At 69.5% G+C, this 17,050-nt stretch carries 12 protein-coding genes; 3 read left to right on the top strand and 9 right to left on the bottom strand.

Annotated elements, in window-relative coordinates; translation table 11 throughout:
* Positions 1 to 40 precede the first annotated feature (40 nt).
* The 4 genes from QFZ52_RS05570 to QFZ52_RS05555 are packed head-to-tail and all read right to left on the bottom strand — an operon-like array spanning position 41 to position 4,875.
* A complete protein-coding gene (locus QFZ52_RS05570; RefSeq protein ID WP_307496638.1) occupies positions 41 to 700 on the bottom strand; it encodes a GntR family transcriptional regulator in 660 nt (219 codons plus the stop codon).
* A gap of 59 nt (positions 701 to 759) precedes the next feature.
* Positions 760 to 1,941 (bottom strand): serine hydrolase domain-containing protein, encoded by a 1,182-nt coding sequence (locus tag QFZ52_RS05565; RefSeq protein ID WP_307496637.1) that lies wholly within the window; start codon positions 1,939 to 1,941, stop codon positions 760 to 762.
* Positions 1,942 to 1,945: 4 nt separating this feature from the next.
* Positions 1,946 to 3,574 carry an amidohydrolase gene (locus tag QFZ52_RS05560; RefSeq protein WP_307496636.1) on the bottom strand — a complete coding sequence of 543 codons (1,629 nt, stop codon included), beginning with the start codon at positions 3,572 to 3,574 and terminating at the stop codon, positions 1,946 to 1,948.
* Positions 3,575 to 3,576: 2 nt separating this feature from the next.
* Complete coding sequence (locus QFZ52_RS05555) at positions 3,577 to 4,875, bottom strand: MFS transporter (RefSeq protein ID WP_307496634.1); 1,299 nt, start codon at positions 4,873 to 4,875, stop codon at positions 3,577 to 3,579.
* Positions 4,876 to 5,145: 270 nt separating this feature from the next.
* On the opposite strand from QFZ52_RS05555, the gene QFZ52_RS05550 reads away from it, so the two are divergent.
* Positions 5,146 to 5,778 carry a TetR/AcrR family transcriptional regulator C-terminal domain-containing protein gene (locus QFZ52_RS05550; RefSeq protein ID WP_307496633.1) on the top strand — a complete coding sequence of 211 codons (633 nt, stop codon included), beginning with the start codon at positions 5,146 to 5,148 and terminating at the stop codon, positions 5,776 to 5,778.
* Here the strand turns inward: QFZ52_RS05550 and QFZ52_RS05545 are convergent.
* Positions 5,760 to 6,383 carry a cysteine hydrolase family protein gene (locus QFZ52_RS05545; RefSeq protein WP_307496632.1) on the bottom strand — a complete coding sequence of 208 codons (624 nt, stop codon included), beginning with the start codon at positions 6,381 to 6,383 and terminating at the stop codon, positions 5,760 to 5,762. The two genes, QFZ52_RS05550 and QFZ52_RS05545, sit on opposite strands and share 19 nt — an antisense overlap.
* Positions 6,384 to 6,513: 130 nt before the next feature.
* Between QFZ52_RS05545 and QFZ52_RS05540 the strand changes: the two genes are divergently transcribed.
* A complete protein-coding gene (locus QFZ52_RS05540; protein ID WP_307496631.1) occupies positions 6,514 to 7,488 on the top strand; it encodes a GlxA family transcriptional regulator in 975 nt (324 codons plus the stop codon).
* 117 nt (positions 7,489 to 7,605) lie between these two features.
* Positions 7,606 to 9,075, top strand: coding sequence for an amino acid permease (locus tag QFZ52_RS05535; RefSeq protein ID WP_307496630.1), 1,470 nt, complete (start codon positions 7,606 to 7,608; stop codon positions 9,073 to 9,075).
* Positions 9,076 to 9,196: 121 nt separating this feature from the next.
* Here QFZ52_RS05535 and QFZ52_RS05530 read toward each other — a convergent pair whose 3' ends face one another.
* From QFZ52_RS05530 to QFZ52_RS05515, 4 genes are all read right to left on the bottom strand, one after another.
* Complete coding sequence (locus QFZ52_RS05530) at positions 9,197 to 10,309, bottom strand: PQQ-dependent sugar dehydrogenase (RefSeq protein WP_307496629.1); 1,113 nt, start codon at positions 10,307 to 10,309, stop codon at positions 9,197 to 9,199.
* Positions 10,310 to 10,524: 215 nt separating this feature from the next.
* Positions 10,525 to 12,876, bottom strand: coding sequence for an FdhF/YdeP family oxidoreductase (locus tag QFZ52_RS05525; RefSeq protein ID WP_307496628.1), 2,352 nt, complete (start codon positions 12,874 to 12,876; stop codon positions 10,525 to 10,527).
* Positions 12,877 to 13,012: 136 nt separating this feature from the next.
* Positions 13,013 to 15,442, bottom strand: a complete 2,430-nt coding sequence (locus QFZ52_RS05520; protein ID WP_307496627.1) for an FdhF/YdeP family oxidoreductase — start codon at positions 15,440 to 15,442, stop codon at positions 13,013 to 13,015.
* Between the two features lie 81 nt (positions 15,443 to 15,523).
* Entirely contained in the window at positions 15,524 to 17,029 is a 1,506-nt protein-coding gene (locus QFZ52_RS05515) for an OFA family MFS transporter (RefSeq protein ID WP_307496626.1), read from the bottom strand.
* Between the last annotated feature and the right edge of the window lie 21 nt (positions 17,030 to 17,050).

Below are 17,050 nucleotides of genomic sequence, written 5' to 3'. Positions count from 1 at the left end.
CGACGCGGTGATCAGGAGTGCGGTGGTCGGGAGAGCCGGGTCAGGCGTGGGTGTCCGCGGAGGAGGCCTGCTTCGCGATGGCCTGACTGCGGCTGCTCACCATGTGCTGGCCGATCAGGACCTGGGTGCGGGCGACGTCGCGGTCGGCGATCGCCTCGTAGAGCGCCGCATGCTCCTCCGCCACCCGGATGAGGTCGTCATGCTGGCCCATGAGCCAGCGGATCCGGCTGCTCAGGATGCCCTGGAGCTCGTTGAGCAGCTCATTGCCGGCCAGCGACGTGACGATCTCGTGGAAATCAGCGCCGGAACGGCGGGCACGTACGGCGTCGCCCGCCTCGGCCGCCTGGAACTCGCGGTCCAGCGCGTCCTTGAGCCGCCGCAGCCCCTCACGGTTGTGCCGCTGGGCGGCCAGGGTGAACGTCAGGGACTCGAACGCGGCCTGCACCTCGTTGAGGTCGACGACGTCGGACGCGGAGAACTCCCGGACCACGGCCCAGGTGCGGGGCCGCGGCGTGACGAGCCCCTCGGACACGAGCGTCCGCAGCGCCTCGCGGACCGGGAGACGGCTGACCCCCAGTTCCTGGGCCAGATCCCGCTCCACGAGCTTGCTGCCGGGCAGGCGCACGCCGTCGAGGATCTCGTCGCGGATCTGACGGGTCACGCGGAGGGACTCCGGCTCGAAAATCTCCGTGTTGGACATTCCCCCATTATCACACCACGAACATCCGTTTTTGGAATACCAAAGAGGGGATGTCGTGGTCAGGACGCCAGGTGGGCGCTGATCGCGTCGAACATCGCGGCAGTGACGGGCCCCTTGACCGGGTCCACCGGACGGGCGGAGCTGGAGAACTTCACCCCGACCACGCCCGTGGTGCGGTTGATGTAGACCATCTGGCCGTGGATCCCGAGGCAGAACGCCACATCCGGACGCCCATCCAGGAACCAGAACTGGCTCCTGTACCGACCGCCCGGCGTGTGCTCGGCTTCAGGGCCCGCGGCGAACGCCTCCGTGGAATCCGGACCGCCCGCGAAGATGTCGTCGACCCACTCCGCCGGGAGCACCCGGCGGCCGTTCAGCGCCAGCCCACCGTCACGGATCATGGCGCCGAAGCAGGCGAGATCCCGCAGGGTCGCGCAGATGCCGCCGTCGAACATTCCGGTGCCCTCGGAGTCCACCGTGATGAACGCGGGGTCGGCGGCGCCCAGGCGGCTCCACAGCAGCTCCGTGGCGAGCTCAGCGAACGGCTTCCCGCCGGCCGCCTCGCACACCCAGCCCAGGACGTCGGTCTCACAGCTGCGGTACTCGAAGTACCCGCCGTGCTCCCGGTCCTGCTTGAGCGTCGCGAGGAATTCCTTGAGCGAGGCGGGGCCGCCCGGACGCCGTGGCGCCCAGCCCACCGATTCGTCCAGCCCCCGCACCTCGGAGGCCGGGTCCAGGTATTCCTCGGAGAAGCGGATCCCGCTGCGCATGTCCAGAAGGTCCCGGATCCGGGCCCCGCCATAGCCTGCGCCCCTGAGTTCCGGAAGGTACTCCCCCACCGTCCGCTCGATGTCCAGGTTCCCCCGGGCCGCCAGAGCGCCGACCACCGAGGACACGAGCGACTTGCTCACGGACATGAGCAGATGCCGGGTTCGCGGCGTCATGGCGCCCCCATACTGCTCGGCGATGACCGTCCGCCCGTGCAGCACGAGCCAGGCGTCCGTGTCCGTGGAATCCAGCACGTCTCCCACCGTCGCCCCGGAGCCGTCCGGCACAGTGACGGGCAGACCGGACAGATCCTGCGGACGTTCCTCCAGCGTCCCGGGGATGCCAGGCTGAATTGTGTGCGTCGGAAACAGGGTGTCCATGTGCTGGAAGGACCAGCGCAGGTTCGCCGGGTCCTGCCAGTCGGCGACGGTGACGGCGCCGGCCGGCGTCCTCGTCCCACTCTCCGCGCTCATGGGATCACTCCCCCGCCGTGTAGACGCTGCGCCCGGCGACGACGGTCTCCACCACGCTGGTCTTTAGGAGGGACTCGTCACCCTCGGCGAAGGGATTGACGTCCACCACGACGAAGTCCGCGGCGTAGCCCTCGGCCAGGCGGCCGTGGGTCGCGCCGTCGCCCACCGAAGCGGCGGCGTCGCGCGTCGCGTGGCCCAGCGCCCGCGCCAGCGGCAGGGCGAGCTCCGGCTGGACCGCGTCGTAGGAGGCGTCCAGCGCGGACTTCCGGGTGGTCGCCACGTACAGGTTCGGGAACGCGCCGTACGGAGCGGTGGGAGCGTCCGTCGAGAACGCGAGCAGCGCGCCCGCCTCCTCGTACTCGGGCCAGGCGAAGCCGCGGTTCACCCGCTCGTCGCCGAGCATGGCGTCCCAGTTCGCCCGGACGGCCGCGTCCGTGTGGACCGGCTGCATCGAGGCGATCACCCCAAGTTCGGCCATGCGCCGGGCGGTCCCGGGCGCCGCATACTCCAGGTGCTCGATCCGGTGCCGTCGCGGACGGTCCCCGTTGACCTCGATGGCGTGCTCGATCGCGTCCAGGGCGATGTCACTGGCAGCGTCGCCGATCGCGTGAAGGGCAGCCTGGAGTCCTGCCGCGTCGGCCGCCGCGAGCGCCGGCTTGAGCCGATCGAGCGGCCAGATGGGCTCGGCGTTGGAATGATCGGCGTAGGGCTTGTTCATGGCCGCGGTGCAGGCGTCAATCACGCCATCGATGATGAACTTGACCCCGACCACCCGCAGCGACGGGTTGGTCAGCCGTACGGCAAGTTCGGCGGCACGCTCCACCTGGGCGATGTTCTGCGCGTCGTCCCCCGTGTTGTCGATGAACCAGTGGGCTGCGACACGGAGCGGCAGGCTTCCGCCGTGGCGTTCGACGGCGCGCTCGAGGGTCGCGAGCGACACCTCGTCGAGAGCCATGTCGATGGCCCCCGTCACCCCGGTGCCAAGGTACGCCTCAAAGGTGCGGTCGATGGCGGCGTCGCGTTCCGCGTCGCTCGTGACGGAGGCGAGGTGGGTCCAGACGAAGTGCTGAGCCGCCGTCTCGTAGAGCATGCCCGTCGCGTTCCCTTCGGCGTCCCGCTCGATGCGGCCGCCGATGGGGTCCGGCGTCTCGCGCGTGATCCCCAGTTCCGCCAGCGCGGCAGAGTTGACCCAGCAGGAGTGGTAGTCGTTCGCGTCGAGGAAGACCGGCACGTCCGCGACCGCGGCGTCGATCATCGCGGCGGTCGGCTCGCCACCGGGCACCGAGTCGAACAGCCAGCCGCGGCCCAGCACACGGTCCGCGCCCGGCTCGGCTTCCCGGGCGGAACGCAGCCGGTGCTGGATCTCGTGCAGGCTGCGGACGTCGGTGAGCTCGACCTTGCCGAGGGCCTCGCCCGTCATGAGGAGGTGCGTGTGGGCGTCCACGAAGCCGGGCACCACCAGGCGGCCGCCGAGGTCCACGGTGTGCGCGCCCTCTGCGGCGGCGCGTGCGTCGGCCTCGGAGCCGGCGAAGGTGATCCGCGCGTCGTCGACGAGGAGGGCCTGGGCCCATTCCTCACCGCCCTCACCGTTCGCGGTGAAGATCAGGGCGTTGTGGTAGAGCGTGCGTGCCATTTTCAGGCCTCCTGGGGTTCGGCGTGTGCAAGGGGGAAACGGTTCGCGGCGGGCGCGGGGTGGTCGGGGGCCGGGGCGGCCTGGCGCGTGGAAAGGCGTGCCACCGCGACGGCGGGTACGGCCAGGAGCAGACTGACCACTCCGAGCAGCAAGGTGAAGCCCTGGTGACCGAGAGCGTCGACGAGTCCGGCCCCGATGACGGGGGTCAGGCTGGAGCCCACGAGATACACGGCCAGCAGGGGGCCGGACCAGCGGCCGTCCGCGTCCAGAGCGGCGGCGGTGGCGACGAAGAACATGAACGCCACGGCGTACACGGTGTTCCAGGCGATGAAGATGATGATGAAGGCCGTCGGATCGCTGACGAGCGAGGAGCAGATCTTGAGGGCGCTGCCCAGCACGAGCAGGACGGCCAGCGGGACGGCCCGCCCCAGGCGGTCCCCCACGATCATGAGCAGGAGGGAGCCGATCAGCCCGCCCGCGGTCGCGCCGCTCAGAGCGACGCCCAGCCCTTCCGGGGTCACTCCGGCCACGGCGCCACCGACCACTCCACCCATGGCCCAGAGCGAGTCCTCGCTGACAGCCCAGAGAGCGAAGGTGACCAGCAGCGCCCAGCCGGCAACTGTGACGGCCCGCGGCGCGGCCGGGACGGCGGGGCGGATGACCGGGAGGGATTCGGTCGCGGGGACCTCGAGCGGGACGGCTTCGGCGACCGCCGCGCCGACCGCGCCGCCGGCCACGGGCGCTCCGGGCAACCAGACGCTCAGCACGAGTCCGATGAGGGAGAACAGGGCCAGCGCGCCGAACACGTTCACGGGTGCCAGGCCGAGAACCGGGACGACTGCGAGCACCACCGTGATCACGCCGCGGTTGACCAGCCCGTTCAGGCCTGCCACCCTGTCGGGGTTGGTGAACGCCGCGAACGCGGCGCCCGAGGCTGCCACCGCGCCTCCGGCGCCCACACCCCCGAGCAGAAGGCCGGGGATGATCACGGCGGGCGCGGGAACCAGAGCCGCGACGCCGAAGGCGAGCACCGCGAGCGCCAGCCCGGCGCGGGCGACCAGGCGCCGCCGGGGTCCGGCGCACAGCGGGGCCACGAGGAGGCCGGCGACGGCGGTGGCGAGCAGCACTCCGGTGACGATCCAGCCTGCGGTGATGAAGTCCACGCCCACCGACGTCTCGAGGGCGCTGATCATGTAGGGCGAGAGATTGACGCCGAGGTAACCGGCGACGGCGATGGCGAAGGTGGCCGAGGCGTTGCCGGGGCGCAGAGGGATGCGCGTGGCGGGTCGAGGGTGGGTCATGGTGCTCCAGGCGGGAAACCGGCGGCGTTGCCGGCTTCGGGACGGGCGGGGATGGATGGTCCTCCGCAATAAACGAATAGCATTCGTTTATGAGTATGACCCACGTCACGCGGAATGGGAAGTCCCGCCCGCTTCTCGGGGAAAGCCTTCTCCACAGGGGGCGGCGGGCCGGGCCGGACTCACCCGGCCCGCGCTAGGCTGGACGATGCACGACGGCGGCGGAGTCCGGCGTCGCGCGCCGTCACCCCGCCCGCCTTCCGAAAGCAGCCCATGGCACGTCCCCGGACCCCCGTCCTCACGGCGGCTCGCATCGCCGACGCCGCCATGGAACTCATCGATTCGGGAAAGCCGTTCGGCGTGAACGCCCTGGCCCGGGCCCTCAGCGTCCAGCCGTCCTCGCTCTACAACCACCTGGACGGCCGGCGGGCGATCATCGAGCTCGTCCGCGGCCGGCTCGTGGAGCGGTACATGAGCGACATCCCGGACGGGCTGCCGTGGGACGAAGCCGTCGAGCTGCTGGTCCGCTCCGAGCGCCGCATGTACACGGAACATCCGCACATCGTGCCGCTCATCGTCACGGAGACGGTGACCGACGCCGCCGCCATCGCGTCCTATGACCACATGGCGGGCATCCTCCTCCGGGGAGGCTTCCCGGAGGAGGAGGTGCTGGTGCTGATCCAGCTCCTCGACGCCTTCGCGCTCGGTTCAGGCCTCGACTTCGCCGCGCCGGAGGACGTCTGGGAGCCGACCACGCCCACGCTGCACCTGGCGCGCCTTCTCGCGCTGCAGCCGAGCGGCAAGGGCAGGAGCGATCAGGCGTTCGAAATCGGGCTGGAGATGCTCCTCACCGCACTGCGCGCCCGGCTGGCGGCGCACCGGGCCACTCAGACCGACGCTTCCTGACGCCCCTCTGCGCCGTTCAACAGATCAGCAGCACTCTCCACGACCACGCCGTAGACGTCCCCGATCGTGGCCAGGGCCGAACGGTGCAGTTCCTCCGACGTGACCGGACCGGCTACGGACGGGAGGGAGCGGGTGGCGCAGGCGCTTGCCACCACGGTGGGGGCATTGCCCCTCAGTAGGGCGCCTTCCGCGGTGAACGTCACGCACATGTGGGTCATGAAGCCCGCGATCACCACGTCATTCCATCCCGCGGCGTCGACGAGCTCCCCCAGCGTGGTCCCCACGAAGGAGTTGGGCGCCGCCTTGACCACCACCTCTTCACCGTCCCGCGGCGCCACGGCCGGGTGGATGCGCCCCACTTCCTGGTTCAGGTCGTACGGGCTGCCGGGGCCGCCGTCGTGCACCACGTGGATGACCGTGGATCCAGCCTCGCGGGCACGCTCCAGCAAGGTGGAAGCCTCCCGCAGGGCGGCCTCCCAGCCGTCGAGTTCCATCACGCCTCGCGTGTACGTGTTCTGGTAGTCCACCAGGATGACCGTGGCTCGGCCGAGGTCCGCAGGGGTGGTGGTCTCCTGGCCGAGTTCGCGCAGGGTGGGGCTGGTCATGGTGGTCTCTCCTTCGTGATGACTGCTGATGGATACCATGGTCTCTGAGCCGATCCCGGTCGAACAGGTCGAATCGGGTCACGATTCGTCGATTCGGGGTCACCCTCATGGCCCGGACCAGGAAGGCGCCATGAACCACACCGCTGCAGCTCCGCGCGTCGCCGTCCTCGCATTCGACGGGATCAATCCGTTCCACCTCTCGGTGCCGTCCCTCGTCTGGGGGTCCGAATCGCCCCGTGGCGCCATGGAGCCGTGGCACATCACGGTGGTGGGCCGACGGTCTGGACCGCTGCGGACGGGCGCGGGCTACTCGCTCCTCGTGGAGCACAGCCTCGAAGCACTCGACGACGCCGATCTGGTCGTGGTGCCCTGGTGGTCCGACCCCACCAAACCGGCGCCCACGGACGTCACCGAAGCCCTGCGCCGCGCGCATGAGCGAGGGGCGGTCGTGGTGGGCTTGTGCCTCGGAGTCTTCGTGGTGGCGGACAGCGGCCTGCTGGACGGCCGGGAGGCCACCACTCACTGGAGCTGGACCGGGACCTTCCGGGAGCGATTCCCGTCCGTCCGGCTGAGCCCGGAGCGCCTGTACGTGGACGAAGGCAGCCTCGTGACCGGTGCAGGGGCGACCGCCGGGATCGACACGTGCCTGCACCTCCTGGCCCGCCACCGTGGCCAGGAGACGGCCAACCGCGTGGCGCGCAGGATCGTCGCCGCCCCGCACCGTCCCGGCGGCCAGGCGCAGTTCATCGAAGCGCCGGTGCCCCGCCAGGAATCCGATCCGGTCACCGACGCCATGACCTGGGCATTGGACCGGCTGCACGAGCCGCTCGGGATCGACGCGCTGGCAGCACAGGCCCACCAGAGCAGAAGCACCTTCACCCGCTCCTTCCGCGCCAGGACCGGCACCACCGTCCACCAGTGGCTCGTGACCCAGCGCCTCGCCCGCGCCCGGGAGCTCCTGGAAGGCTCCACGCTGGACGTTGAATCCGTCGCCCGGCGCGCGGGGTTCGGGACCGCCGCACGACTGCGGGAACACTTCGCCCGGCACCTGGACACCACCCCGAGCCGTTACCGCGAGGAGTTCGGCCGGCCCGCCGGCGCCTGAGCACGCTCCAGTCCCTGCGCCATCCCCGCCACCCACCGGCCCGGCCCCATTTTGGGCATTGCCGGACGCCTGTGGAAAAGTTCTGCGGGTAAACCACTCCTCCCCGGAACGTGAGTCATGAATCAATCACCACCAGCACAGGGACGCACGACGGCACAGCGCAGTGTCCGCACGTCCTTTCCCGCACCGGACTCGTCCGGTCCGGCCGCGGATCTGCAGCGCCGGCTGTCCACGCGGCACATCCGCTTCATCGCCCTCGGCTCGGCCATCGGCACGGGCCTCTTCTACGGCTCCTCGGAGACCATCAAGGCCGCCGGCCCGGCCGTGCTCCTGGCGTACATCGTCGCCGGTGCGATGGTGTTCATCGTCATGCGCGCGCTCGGCGAGATGGCCGTCCGCCATCCGGTGGCCGGCTCGTTCGCCCAGTACGCGGACCGCTACATCTCCCCGCTCGCCGGCTTCCTGACCGGCTGGGTGTTCGCCTTCGAGATGCTCATGGTGGCCATCGCGGACATGGTGGCGGCCGGCAAATACATGGGGCTGTGGTTCCCCAGCACGCCCGGCTGGGTCTGGATGCTCGCGGCCATGCTCATCATCTGCGGCCTGAACCTGCTCCAGGTGAGCGTGTTCGGCGAGCTCGAATTCTGGTTCTCCCTCATCAAGGTCGTCACCATCATCGCGATGATCGTCGGCGGCATCGGCCTGATCGTCTTCGGCGTCTCGATGGGCGGGGTCCAGCCCGGCCTGCACCACCTCGTGGACGACGGCGGCTTCGCACCGTTCGGTGTGTGGGGCATCGTCATGAGCCTTGCGATCGTCGTGTTCAGCTTCGGCGGCGTGGAGACCCTCGGGATGACCGCAGGCGAGACCGGCGACCCCGGGAAGGCGATCCCGAAGGCCGTGAACTCCGTGCCGTTCCGCATCCTGATCTTCTACATCCTCTCCCTCGGCGTCATGTTCTGCCTGTTCCCGTGGCGGAACATCGGCACGCAGGGCAGCCCCTTCGTCCAGGTGTTCACCGGCCTGAACATCCCCGCGGCGGAGCACATCATCAACGCGGTGGTCCTCACGGCGGCGCTCTCCGCCATGAACGCGATCACCTACACCCTGATCCGCACGCTGTACGGGCTGGCCCAGCAGGGTCAGGCGCCGCGGAGCTTCCTGAAGCTGAGCCGCACCGGCGTTCCCTTCCTGCCCGTCACCATGGTGTTCAGCGGCCTGATCCTGGGCCTGGTCGCGTTCCTGCTGATCCCGGACACCTTGTTCGTCCTGGTGGCGTCCATCGCGTCCTTCGCGACCGTCTTCACCTGGGTGATGATCCTCGTCTCGCACTACCGGATGCGCCGCGAGCTGCGTGGCGCACGCGTGGGCAGCGGCGCGTACCGGATGCCGGCGTGGCCTCTCCTGAGCTGGATCGCTCTGGCGTTCATGGCCTTCGTCCTCGTGGTCCTGCTGTTCTCGGACACCGGCCAGCTGGCGGTGCTGGTGGGCGTGGTGCTGGCCGCAGCACTGTCGGTCGTGTACCTCGTCGCCATCAAGCCGCGGCACACCGGGCGGATCGAACTCGAGGTCGCCGAGGACTCCTGACGGTCACCTCCCAAGGGGCCTGACGCACGGTGTCCCCGCGCACGACGACGGCGCCGCTCACCTCGCTGAGCGGCGCCGTCGTCGTGTGGCGGTCCGGTCAGCCCGGGCCGCGTCGTGCGCCTCACCGCACCGGGAGCCGCACGACGCGGTCGTCTCCCGCGCGAGGCGAGCCCCGCCCGTCCGTGTTGTTCGTCAGGATCCACAGGGAGCCGTCGGGAGCCGGGACGACGGTCCGCAGACGGCCCAGCTCCCCGCGCAGCAGAATCTCTGAGCGGCCCGGGTCCGCGAGCGGCACCCGGCGCAGCGACTGCCCTTTGAGATTGGCCAGGTACAGCGCCCCGTTCAGGAAAGCCAGGCCGCTCGGGCTCGCCTCCGTGGGGGCCCATTGCTGCACCGGGTCACGCAGCCCCGAGCGGTGCGCGGTCCCCTCCACGAGCGGCCAGCCGTAATTTGCGCCTCGCACGATCTCGTTGAGCTCGTCCCACGTATTCTGCCCGAATTCACTGGCGAAGAGTCGTCCGTCCGGAGACCAGGCGAGGCCCTGGACGTTGCGGTGGCCGTAGCTGTAGGTGAGCGAGCCGGGGTACGGATTGTCCGCGGGCACCGCCCCATCCGGTGCGAGGCGCAGGATCTTTCCCTGCACGGATCGGACGTCCTGGGCCTTGTCCGGCTCCTGGGCGTCCCCGATCCCGGCGTAGAGCATCCCGTCGGGACCGAATGCGATGCGGCCGCCGTGATGGAATCGCGCCGCCGGGATGCCGCTCAGAATGGTCTCGGCGCGGCCCAGCCCGAAAGACCCCGGAGCTCCCGTGAGAGGGAAGCGCTGCAGGCGATTGCCGTCCTTCGCCGTGGAGAAGGCGTAGAGCGTGCGTCCGGGGCCGACGGCCAGTCCGAGCAGGCCACCCTCCCCCACGTGCGAGACACCGGGCACCGTGCCCACGACGCGGGTGTTCGCCGGCCCGTCACCCTGCCGTACGATCTCCAGGATCCGTCCGCTGTCCCGTTCGCTCACCAGCGCCGAGCCGTCGAGGAACACGAGATCCCAGGGTGCGCTCAGCCCGGTGACGATGTCCTCGGGGACCAGGCCGGCCGCCGGGGAGCCGGACGGCGCGGGACCCGATGACGCGGTCGAGTCGGTTCCGCCTCCCGGACCGGAGGTGCAGGACGTCAGAAATCCGGCCGCCAGCAGGGCGCCCGCCGCCAGCGCACCGCGCCGGGTCGGTTCCTCTCCCATGGCCTCCCCCTCCTGTGGTTCCGCCTGTCGTGGCCCCAGACTAACGCCGATCTGCCCGGTTCTCACGCTTCACATCCACCCTGTTGTCTCCGCTTCAAACAGCCTTACGCGGCTTTGCAGCGGTCCTGGCTCCCCTGGACAACGACAGTGCCGGCGCCCTCCGAGGAGGACGCCGGCACCGTGGTTTCGGCTATGGATCAGCCGCAGCGCATCCGTCAGGCCGACGGCGCGACGCGCACCTTGACGTTCTTCATCAGCGGCTGGTCGCTCTGCGTGCTGTAGTCGGCCAGACCGATCAGAACGTTCATCTCCGGCATGTACCCGGCGGCGCTGCCACGCGGCAGGTCGTAGCGCAGAGCGCGGTACTGGCGCACCGAGCGCTCGGATCCATCCTTCGACGTGGCGACGATGTCCACCAGGGAACCTTCCTCGATGCCACGCGCCCGCATGTCCTCCTCGTTCAGGAACACGAGTTCCCGGAGGTTCTTGACGCCACGGTAGCGGTCATCGTTCGAGTAGATCGTGGTGTTCCACTGGTCGTGGGACCGCATGGTCTGCAGGACCAGCATGTCCTCCGCCTCCGGGATCACGTCCGGCAGGGGCGCCAGGGAGAACTCGGCCCGGCCCGACGGAGTCAGGAACACGCGCTCCCGGGCCGGCTGCGGAATGCGGAAGCCGAGCGGCTGCTGGATCAGCTCGTTGAAGCCTTCGAAGCCGGGCAGGGCCTTGGCCATGACGTTACGGATCCGGTCGTAGTCCTCCACGTACCATTCCCACGGCGTGACGCTGTCCGGCAGGGCGGCCCGGGCCATCCCGGCGATGATCGCCGGCTCGGACAGAAGATGGGTCGACGCCGGCTGCTTACGGCCGATGGAGAGGTGCACCATGCTCATGGCGTCCTCCACGGTCACGCCTTGAAGGCCGGTGGCCTGCTGGTCGCGCTCGGTGCGTCCCAGGCACGGCAGGATGAGGGCCTTGCGTCCGTGCACCAGGTGGCTGCGGTTGAGCTTGGTGCTGACCTGGACCGTCAGTTCGCACTGGCGCAGACCTTCCGCCGTGCGGGCGGTGTCCGGGGCGGCCAGCACGAAGTTGCCGCCCATGCCCACGAACACCTTGACGGTGCCGTCCAGCATCCCCTGGATGGTGCGCACCGTGTCCAGGCCGTGGTGACGCGGAGGGGTGATGCCACAGGCCTCGGCCAGCCGGTCGAGGAACTCGTCCGAGGGGCGGTGGTCGATGCCGCAGGTCCTGTTGCCCTGCACATTGCTGTGACCGCGGACCGGGGACGGGCCCGTGCCTTCGCGGCCGATGTTGCCCTTGAGCAGCAGCAGGTTCACGATCTCGCGAGCGGTGTCCACGCCGTGCTCGTGCTGGGTCACGCCCAGGCACCAGCTGATGATGGTCCGCTCGGACTTGAGGTAGATGTCCGCGGCCTTGTGCAGATCGGCTTCGCTGAGGCCGGCCTGCAGGGCGAGCTCAGCCCAGCTGGTCCGGGCGAGCAGCTCACGGTATTCGGTGAAGCCTTCGGTGAGGCCGTCGAGGAACTCCGCGTCCAGGACCGAGGGATCCTGCTCCGCGGCTTCGAGGGTGGCCTTCGCCATGGCGCGGATCAGGGCCAGATCACCGCCGGGGCGGACCTGAAGGTTGAGAGTGCTCGTGGGCCGCGTCTTGAACGTGGCCATGTCCACGATGTCGTGGGGCACGATCGTCCGGGTGGCGCCCGCCTCGATGAGGGGGTTGATGTGGACGACCTCGGCGCCGCGCTTAACGGCCTCGGAGAGGGCGGTGAGCATGCGCGGAGCGTTGGAGGCGGCGTTCACGCCGAGGATGAAGAGGGCGTCACACGTCTCCCAGTCCTCCAGGTCCGCCGTCCCCTTGCCGGTTCCGATCGAGGCCTTGAGCGCTCGGCCGGACGCTTCGTGGCACATGTTGGAGCAGTCCGGGAGGTTGTTGGTGCCGAGTTCGCGCGCCATCAGCTGGTACAGGAAGGTGGCCTCATTGCTGAGGCGGCCCGAGGTGTAATAGGTGGCCTCGTCCGGGCTGTCCAGGCCGCGCAGTTCGTCGCCTACCAGGGCGAAGGCTTCCTGCCAGGTGATCGGCACGTAGCGGTCCGTCTCCGGGTCGTAGACCATGGGCTCCGTGAGGCGGCCCTGGTTCTCCAGATCGAAGTCGGTCCAGTCGGAGAGCTCGGACACCGTGTGCGCGGCGAAGAACTCACGGCCCACCCGCTTGTGGGTCATCTCCCACGTGACGTGCTTGATGCCGTTCTCACAGATGTCCAGCTTGAGGCCCTTGTTGTCGTCAGGCCACGCGCACCCGGGGCAGTCGAAGCCCTTGATCGGGTGGTTCATGCTGAACATGGCCTGCGACCCGGCCAGCAGCTCCTTCTCGCGGATGAGGACCTTCATGACCGACGTCGCCGCTCCCCAGGCCGCGGCCGGGTGATGATACGGATGCTGGGAGGGGGCGCCCTTGGCGACGGGGCCGTAACCACCCTGCCGTGGCTCCTCCGGCATCAGGCCATCGGACGAGGCGCGCCCCGCCGTCGATTCATCAAGACTTCCCACTGCAGGCTCCTTCAATCCCGTGATCCGGTCACCTCACCTTCTCACCTGGCACAGCCCGTTTCAACGTCCGGCACGGCGGCGGGCCACCTTCACCGGCAAGGGCCGACACGGAGCCTGTGTCGTGAGGCCGCGCCGTTCAGAAACCGCCCTCCACCAGCGGTTCCAGCGGTTTCTGCACCGGGCTGAGCTCCAGCCTGATCACCACCGACTTCGACGCCGGCGTCCCGGAACCGATGGCCTGGGAGTCGAGCGGCACGAGCACGTTGGTCTCCGGGTAGTACGCCGCGGCGGAACCTTCGACCGTGTCGTATTCGACCACGCGGAAGCGGGGCGCCCGGCGCTCCACACCGTCGTCCCACACCGACACCAGATCCACGAACTGACCGTCCGCCACCCCGAGCTCGCGGCAGTCGGACTCATTGAGGAACACCACGCGGCGTCCACCATGGATGCCCCGGTAGCGGTCGTCCTGGCTGTAGACCGTGGTGTTGTACTGGTCATGCGAGCGAAGGGTCTGCAGGATCAGGCAGCCCTCCGGGACCGGGATCCAGTCGAGCTCCGAGGCCGTGAAGTGGGCCTTGGCATCCGTGGTGGTGAACGTCCGCGAATCCTGCGGCCCGTGCGGCAGCTTGAAACCACCGGGGACGTCGATGCGCTCCTCGAAGCCCTCGAATCCGGGGATGACGGCCTGGATGTGCTCGCGGATGAGCCGGTAGTCGTCCGCCGCGGCACGCCAGTCGATCTGCGGCGTTCCGCGCTTCGGCCGCCCGTCGGCGTCGCACAGCACCGCGAGCGCGAGCCGGGCGATGATCGCCACCTCGGACAGCAGCTCCGGCGACGGCGGCTCGAGGCGGCCCTGCGAGGCATGCACCATGCTCATGGAGTCCTCCACGGTCACCCTCTGCGGGCCGCTCGCCTGCAGATCGCGGTCGGTCCGGCCGAGCGTCGGCAGGATCAGGGCCCGCTTGCCCGTCAGGAAGTGGGAGTGGTTGAGCTTGGTCGACACCTGCACCGTGAGGTCACAGGACGCGAGCGCGGCTTCGGTGACGGCACTGTCCGGCGCCGCCTTGACGAAATTGCCGCCCATGCCGATGAAGACCCGGATGCCGCCGTCCCGCATGCCACGGATGGAGTCGACCACGTCGTGGCCGTGACGGCGGGGACTCTGGAACGCGAAACGTTCGTCCAGGGAGTCGTGGAACCACTCCGGCATGCGTTCGAAGATGCCCATGGTGCGGTCACCCTGGACGTTGGAATGGCCGCGGACCGGGAGCAGGCCGGCGCCCGGCCGCCCGATGTTCCCTTGGGCCAGGATGACGTTGACCACCTCCTGGATGGTCTGCACCGAGTGACGGTGCTGGGTGAGGCCCATGGCCCAGGAGACGACGGTGCGGTCCGAGGACAGCAGGAGCCTGCCGATCTCCCGGATCCGTTCCTCGGGGATTCCGGTGGCCTCCTCGATGTCGGCCCACGGCGTGCCTTCGACGAGGGCGAGCCAGTCCTCGAATCCCGTGGTGTGGGAGGCGATGAAATCGTGGTCGAAGACGGTGCTCAGGCCCGGAGAGCGTTCCCCGGCGCGTTCCGCCTCGAGGAGGACCTTGCCGAAGCCGCGGAACAGGGCCTGGTCCCCGCCGAGCCGGATCTGGAGGTGATGATCCGCGAGCGCCGTGCCCGAGCCGAGCACGCCCCGCACCTTCTGAGGATTGCGGTACCGGATGAGGCCCGCTTCCGGCAGCGGGTTGACGGCCACGATGGTGCCGCCGGACCGCTTCACCTTTTCGAGGGCGGTGAGCATACGGGGGTGGTTGGTCCCGGGGTTCTGGCCCACCACGAACACCAAGGAGGCCTGCTCCAGGTCTTCCAGCGCCACGGAGCCCTTGCCGATGCCGATCGTCTCGGTGAGCGCCGTGCCGGACGATTCGTGGCACATGTTGGAGCAGTCCGGAAGATTGTTGGTGCCGAAGCCGCGGACGAAGAGCTGATAGAGGAAGGCGGCCTCATTGCTCGTGCGGCCGGACGTGTAGAAGGTCGCCTGATCCGGGCTGTCCAGTGCCGCGAGCTGCTCGGCGATGATTGAGAAGGCCTCATCCCAGCCGATCGGCGCATAGTGCTCGGAGTCGAGGTCTTTGAAGAGCGGCTGCGTCAGCCGTCCCTGGCCGCTGAGCCAGTGGTCGTCGTGCCGGGCCAGTTCTGCGACGGTGTGCTGCTGGAAGATCTCCGGGCGCACCCGCTTGCGCGTGGCTTCGGCAGCAACGGCCTTGGCGCCGTTCTCGCAGAACTCGAAGTGGCTGCGCTCCCCCGGCGCCGGGTCCGCCCACGCACAGCTCATGCAGTCGAAGCCCTCGGGCTGGTTGATCCCCAGGAGTGTCTGCACCGTGCGCACGGGACCCATCTGCTGGAGGCTGTGCTCCATGGCGTGCGTGATGGCGGGAACGCCGACGGCGGACTGCTCTCGCGGCTCGACGACGAGCGACGCTTCGTCGATGTCCTTCGCCTCATGTCGTGCGGCGGCGCCCGGGAGAAGGGCACTCGCCAGGGACTTCACATCGTTGAATCTGTCCGGCATGCTCCGAGGCTACCCCTCCGGGCGGACCGGTTCCATGAGGGACGCGTCATGTTCGCGATGACGGCCGTCGCGGGGAGCCGCTCAGGAGAACAGCGCGAGCGCTTTAAGGGTCACCTGCGTCAGACCGTAACCGAGCGCGAGGATCACGACGGCGCTCAGCACCGTGGCGACGACCGTGTGCACGACGGTGGACGGCGCGTCGGTCAGGGCGCCCGCCGCCGTCGTCGCGCCGTGCGCCGCAGGTTCGTTCGCGGACGCCGCCGAGGCCTTCACCGCGTATCGGGCGGCGACCGGCTTGATGAGGAGGTTCGCGACGAAACCGATGGCCAGGACGCCGACCATGATGAGCAATGACGTCGTGTAGACCTCCGGGCCCCGGGCGCCTTCCGCCGTGCGGTGCTCCACGACCGCGTTGACGATCACCGGACCGGCGACGCCCGCCGCGGACCATGCCGTCAGCAGGCGGCCGTGGATGGCGCCCACCTGATAGACGCCGAACAGGTCCCGCAGATAGGCCGGCGCGGTCGCGAAGCCACCGCCGTAGAAGGACAGGATGACCAGGGTCGCCAGGACGAAGACGACGAGGCTGCCACCGCCGAAGGCCGCGATCACCGCGTACATGAGGAGGCCGATCCCGAGGTACGCCATGTACATCCGCTTGCGCCCGAGGTAATCCGAGACGCTGGACCAGACGAACCGGCCCGCCATGTTCGCCAGGGACAGCAGGCCCACGAAGCCGGCGGCCGAGGCGACGTCGATCTGGGAGAAGTAGTCCCGGATCATGGGCGAGGCGTTCTCCAGGATGCCGATCCCGGCGGTCACATTGCAGAACAGCACGGTCCACAGGAGCCAGAACTGCGGGGTCTTCACGGCGTTCGCGGCGGAGACACCCGCGGGCGCCGCGGCCACGGTGCGGCCCGGACCACCGGCGCCGCCACCGGGCTTCCAGCCGGGGTGCGGCAACCGGATGACGAAGGCGCCCATCGCGATGACCACGGCGTAGACCGCGGCCAGCGTCAGGAACGTCGGAGCGAGACCCTGGACGAGGTTCGCAGGGGCCGACCCGCCGCCGTAGGCACTGAGCAGTGCGGCCGAGACCGGGCTGGCGATCAGCGCTCCGCCGCCGAAGCCCATGATGGCCAGGCCGGTCGCCAGGCCGGGGCGGTCCGGGAACCACTTCATGAGGGTGGACACGGGCGAGATGTACCCGAGCCCCAGTCCGATGCCGCCGATGACGCCGTACCCGAGGTACAGGAGCCAGAGCTGGCCGGTCGCGATGCCGAGGCTGGCCACACAGAATCCGCAGACCCAGAACGTCCCCGCCACCACCATCGCCTTGCGCGGGCCCGCCTTCTCCACCCACGTGCCGCCCACCGCGGCCGAGAGGCCCAGCACCACGATCGCGAGGGAGAACACCCACCCGACCGCGAGGTCTCCCGCGCCGAAGCGCTGCATGAACGGGGTCTTGAAGACGCTCAGCGCATAGACCTGGCCGATGCACAGGTGGATCGCCAGGGCGGCGGCCGGCATCAGCCAGCGGTTGAAAGTGGGGGGTGCGATCGTGGCTTCACGGTCGAGCACGCTCATCTGAACTCCTGCCACCCGGAA

The sequence above is a fragment of the Arthrobacter woluwensis genome, assembly GCF_030816155.1.
GTDB lineage: Bacteria > Actinomycetota > Actinomycetes > Actinomycetales > Micrococcaceae > Arthrobacter_E > Arthrobacter_E woluwensis_A.
Note: the sequence above shows the minus strand (reverse complement) of the source record. Positions and strands in the feature narration are given on the sequence as shown.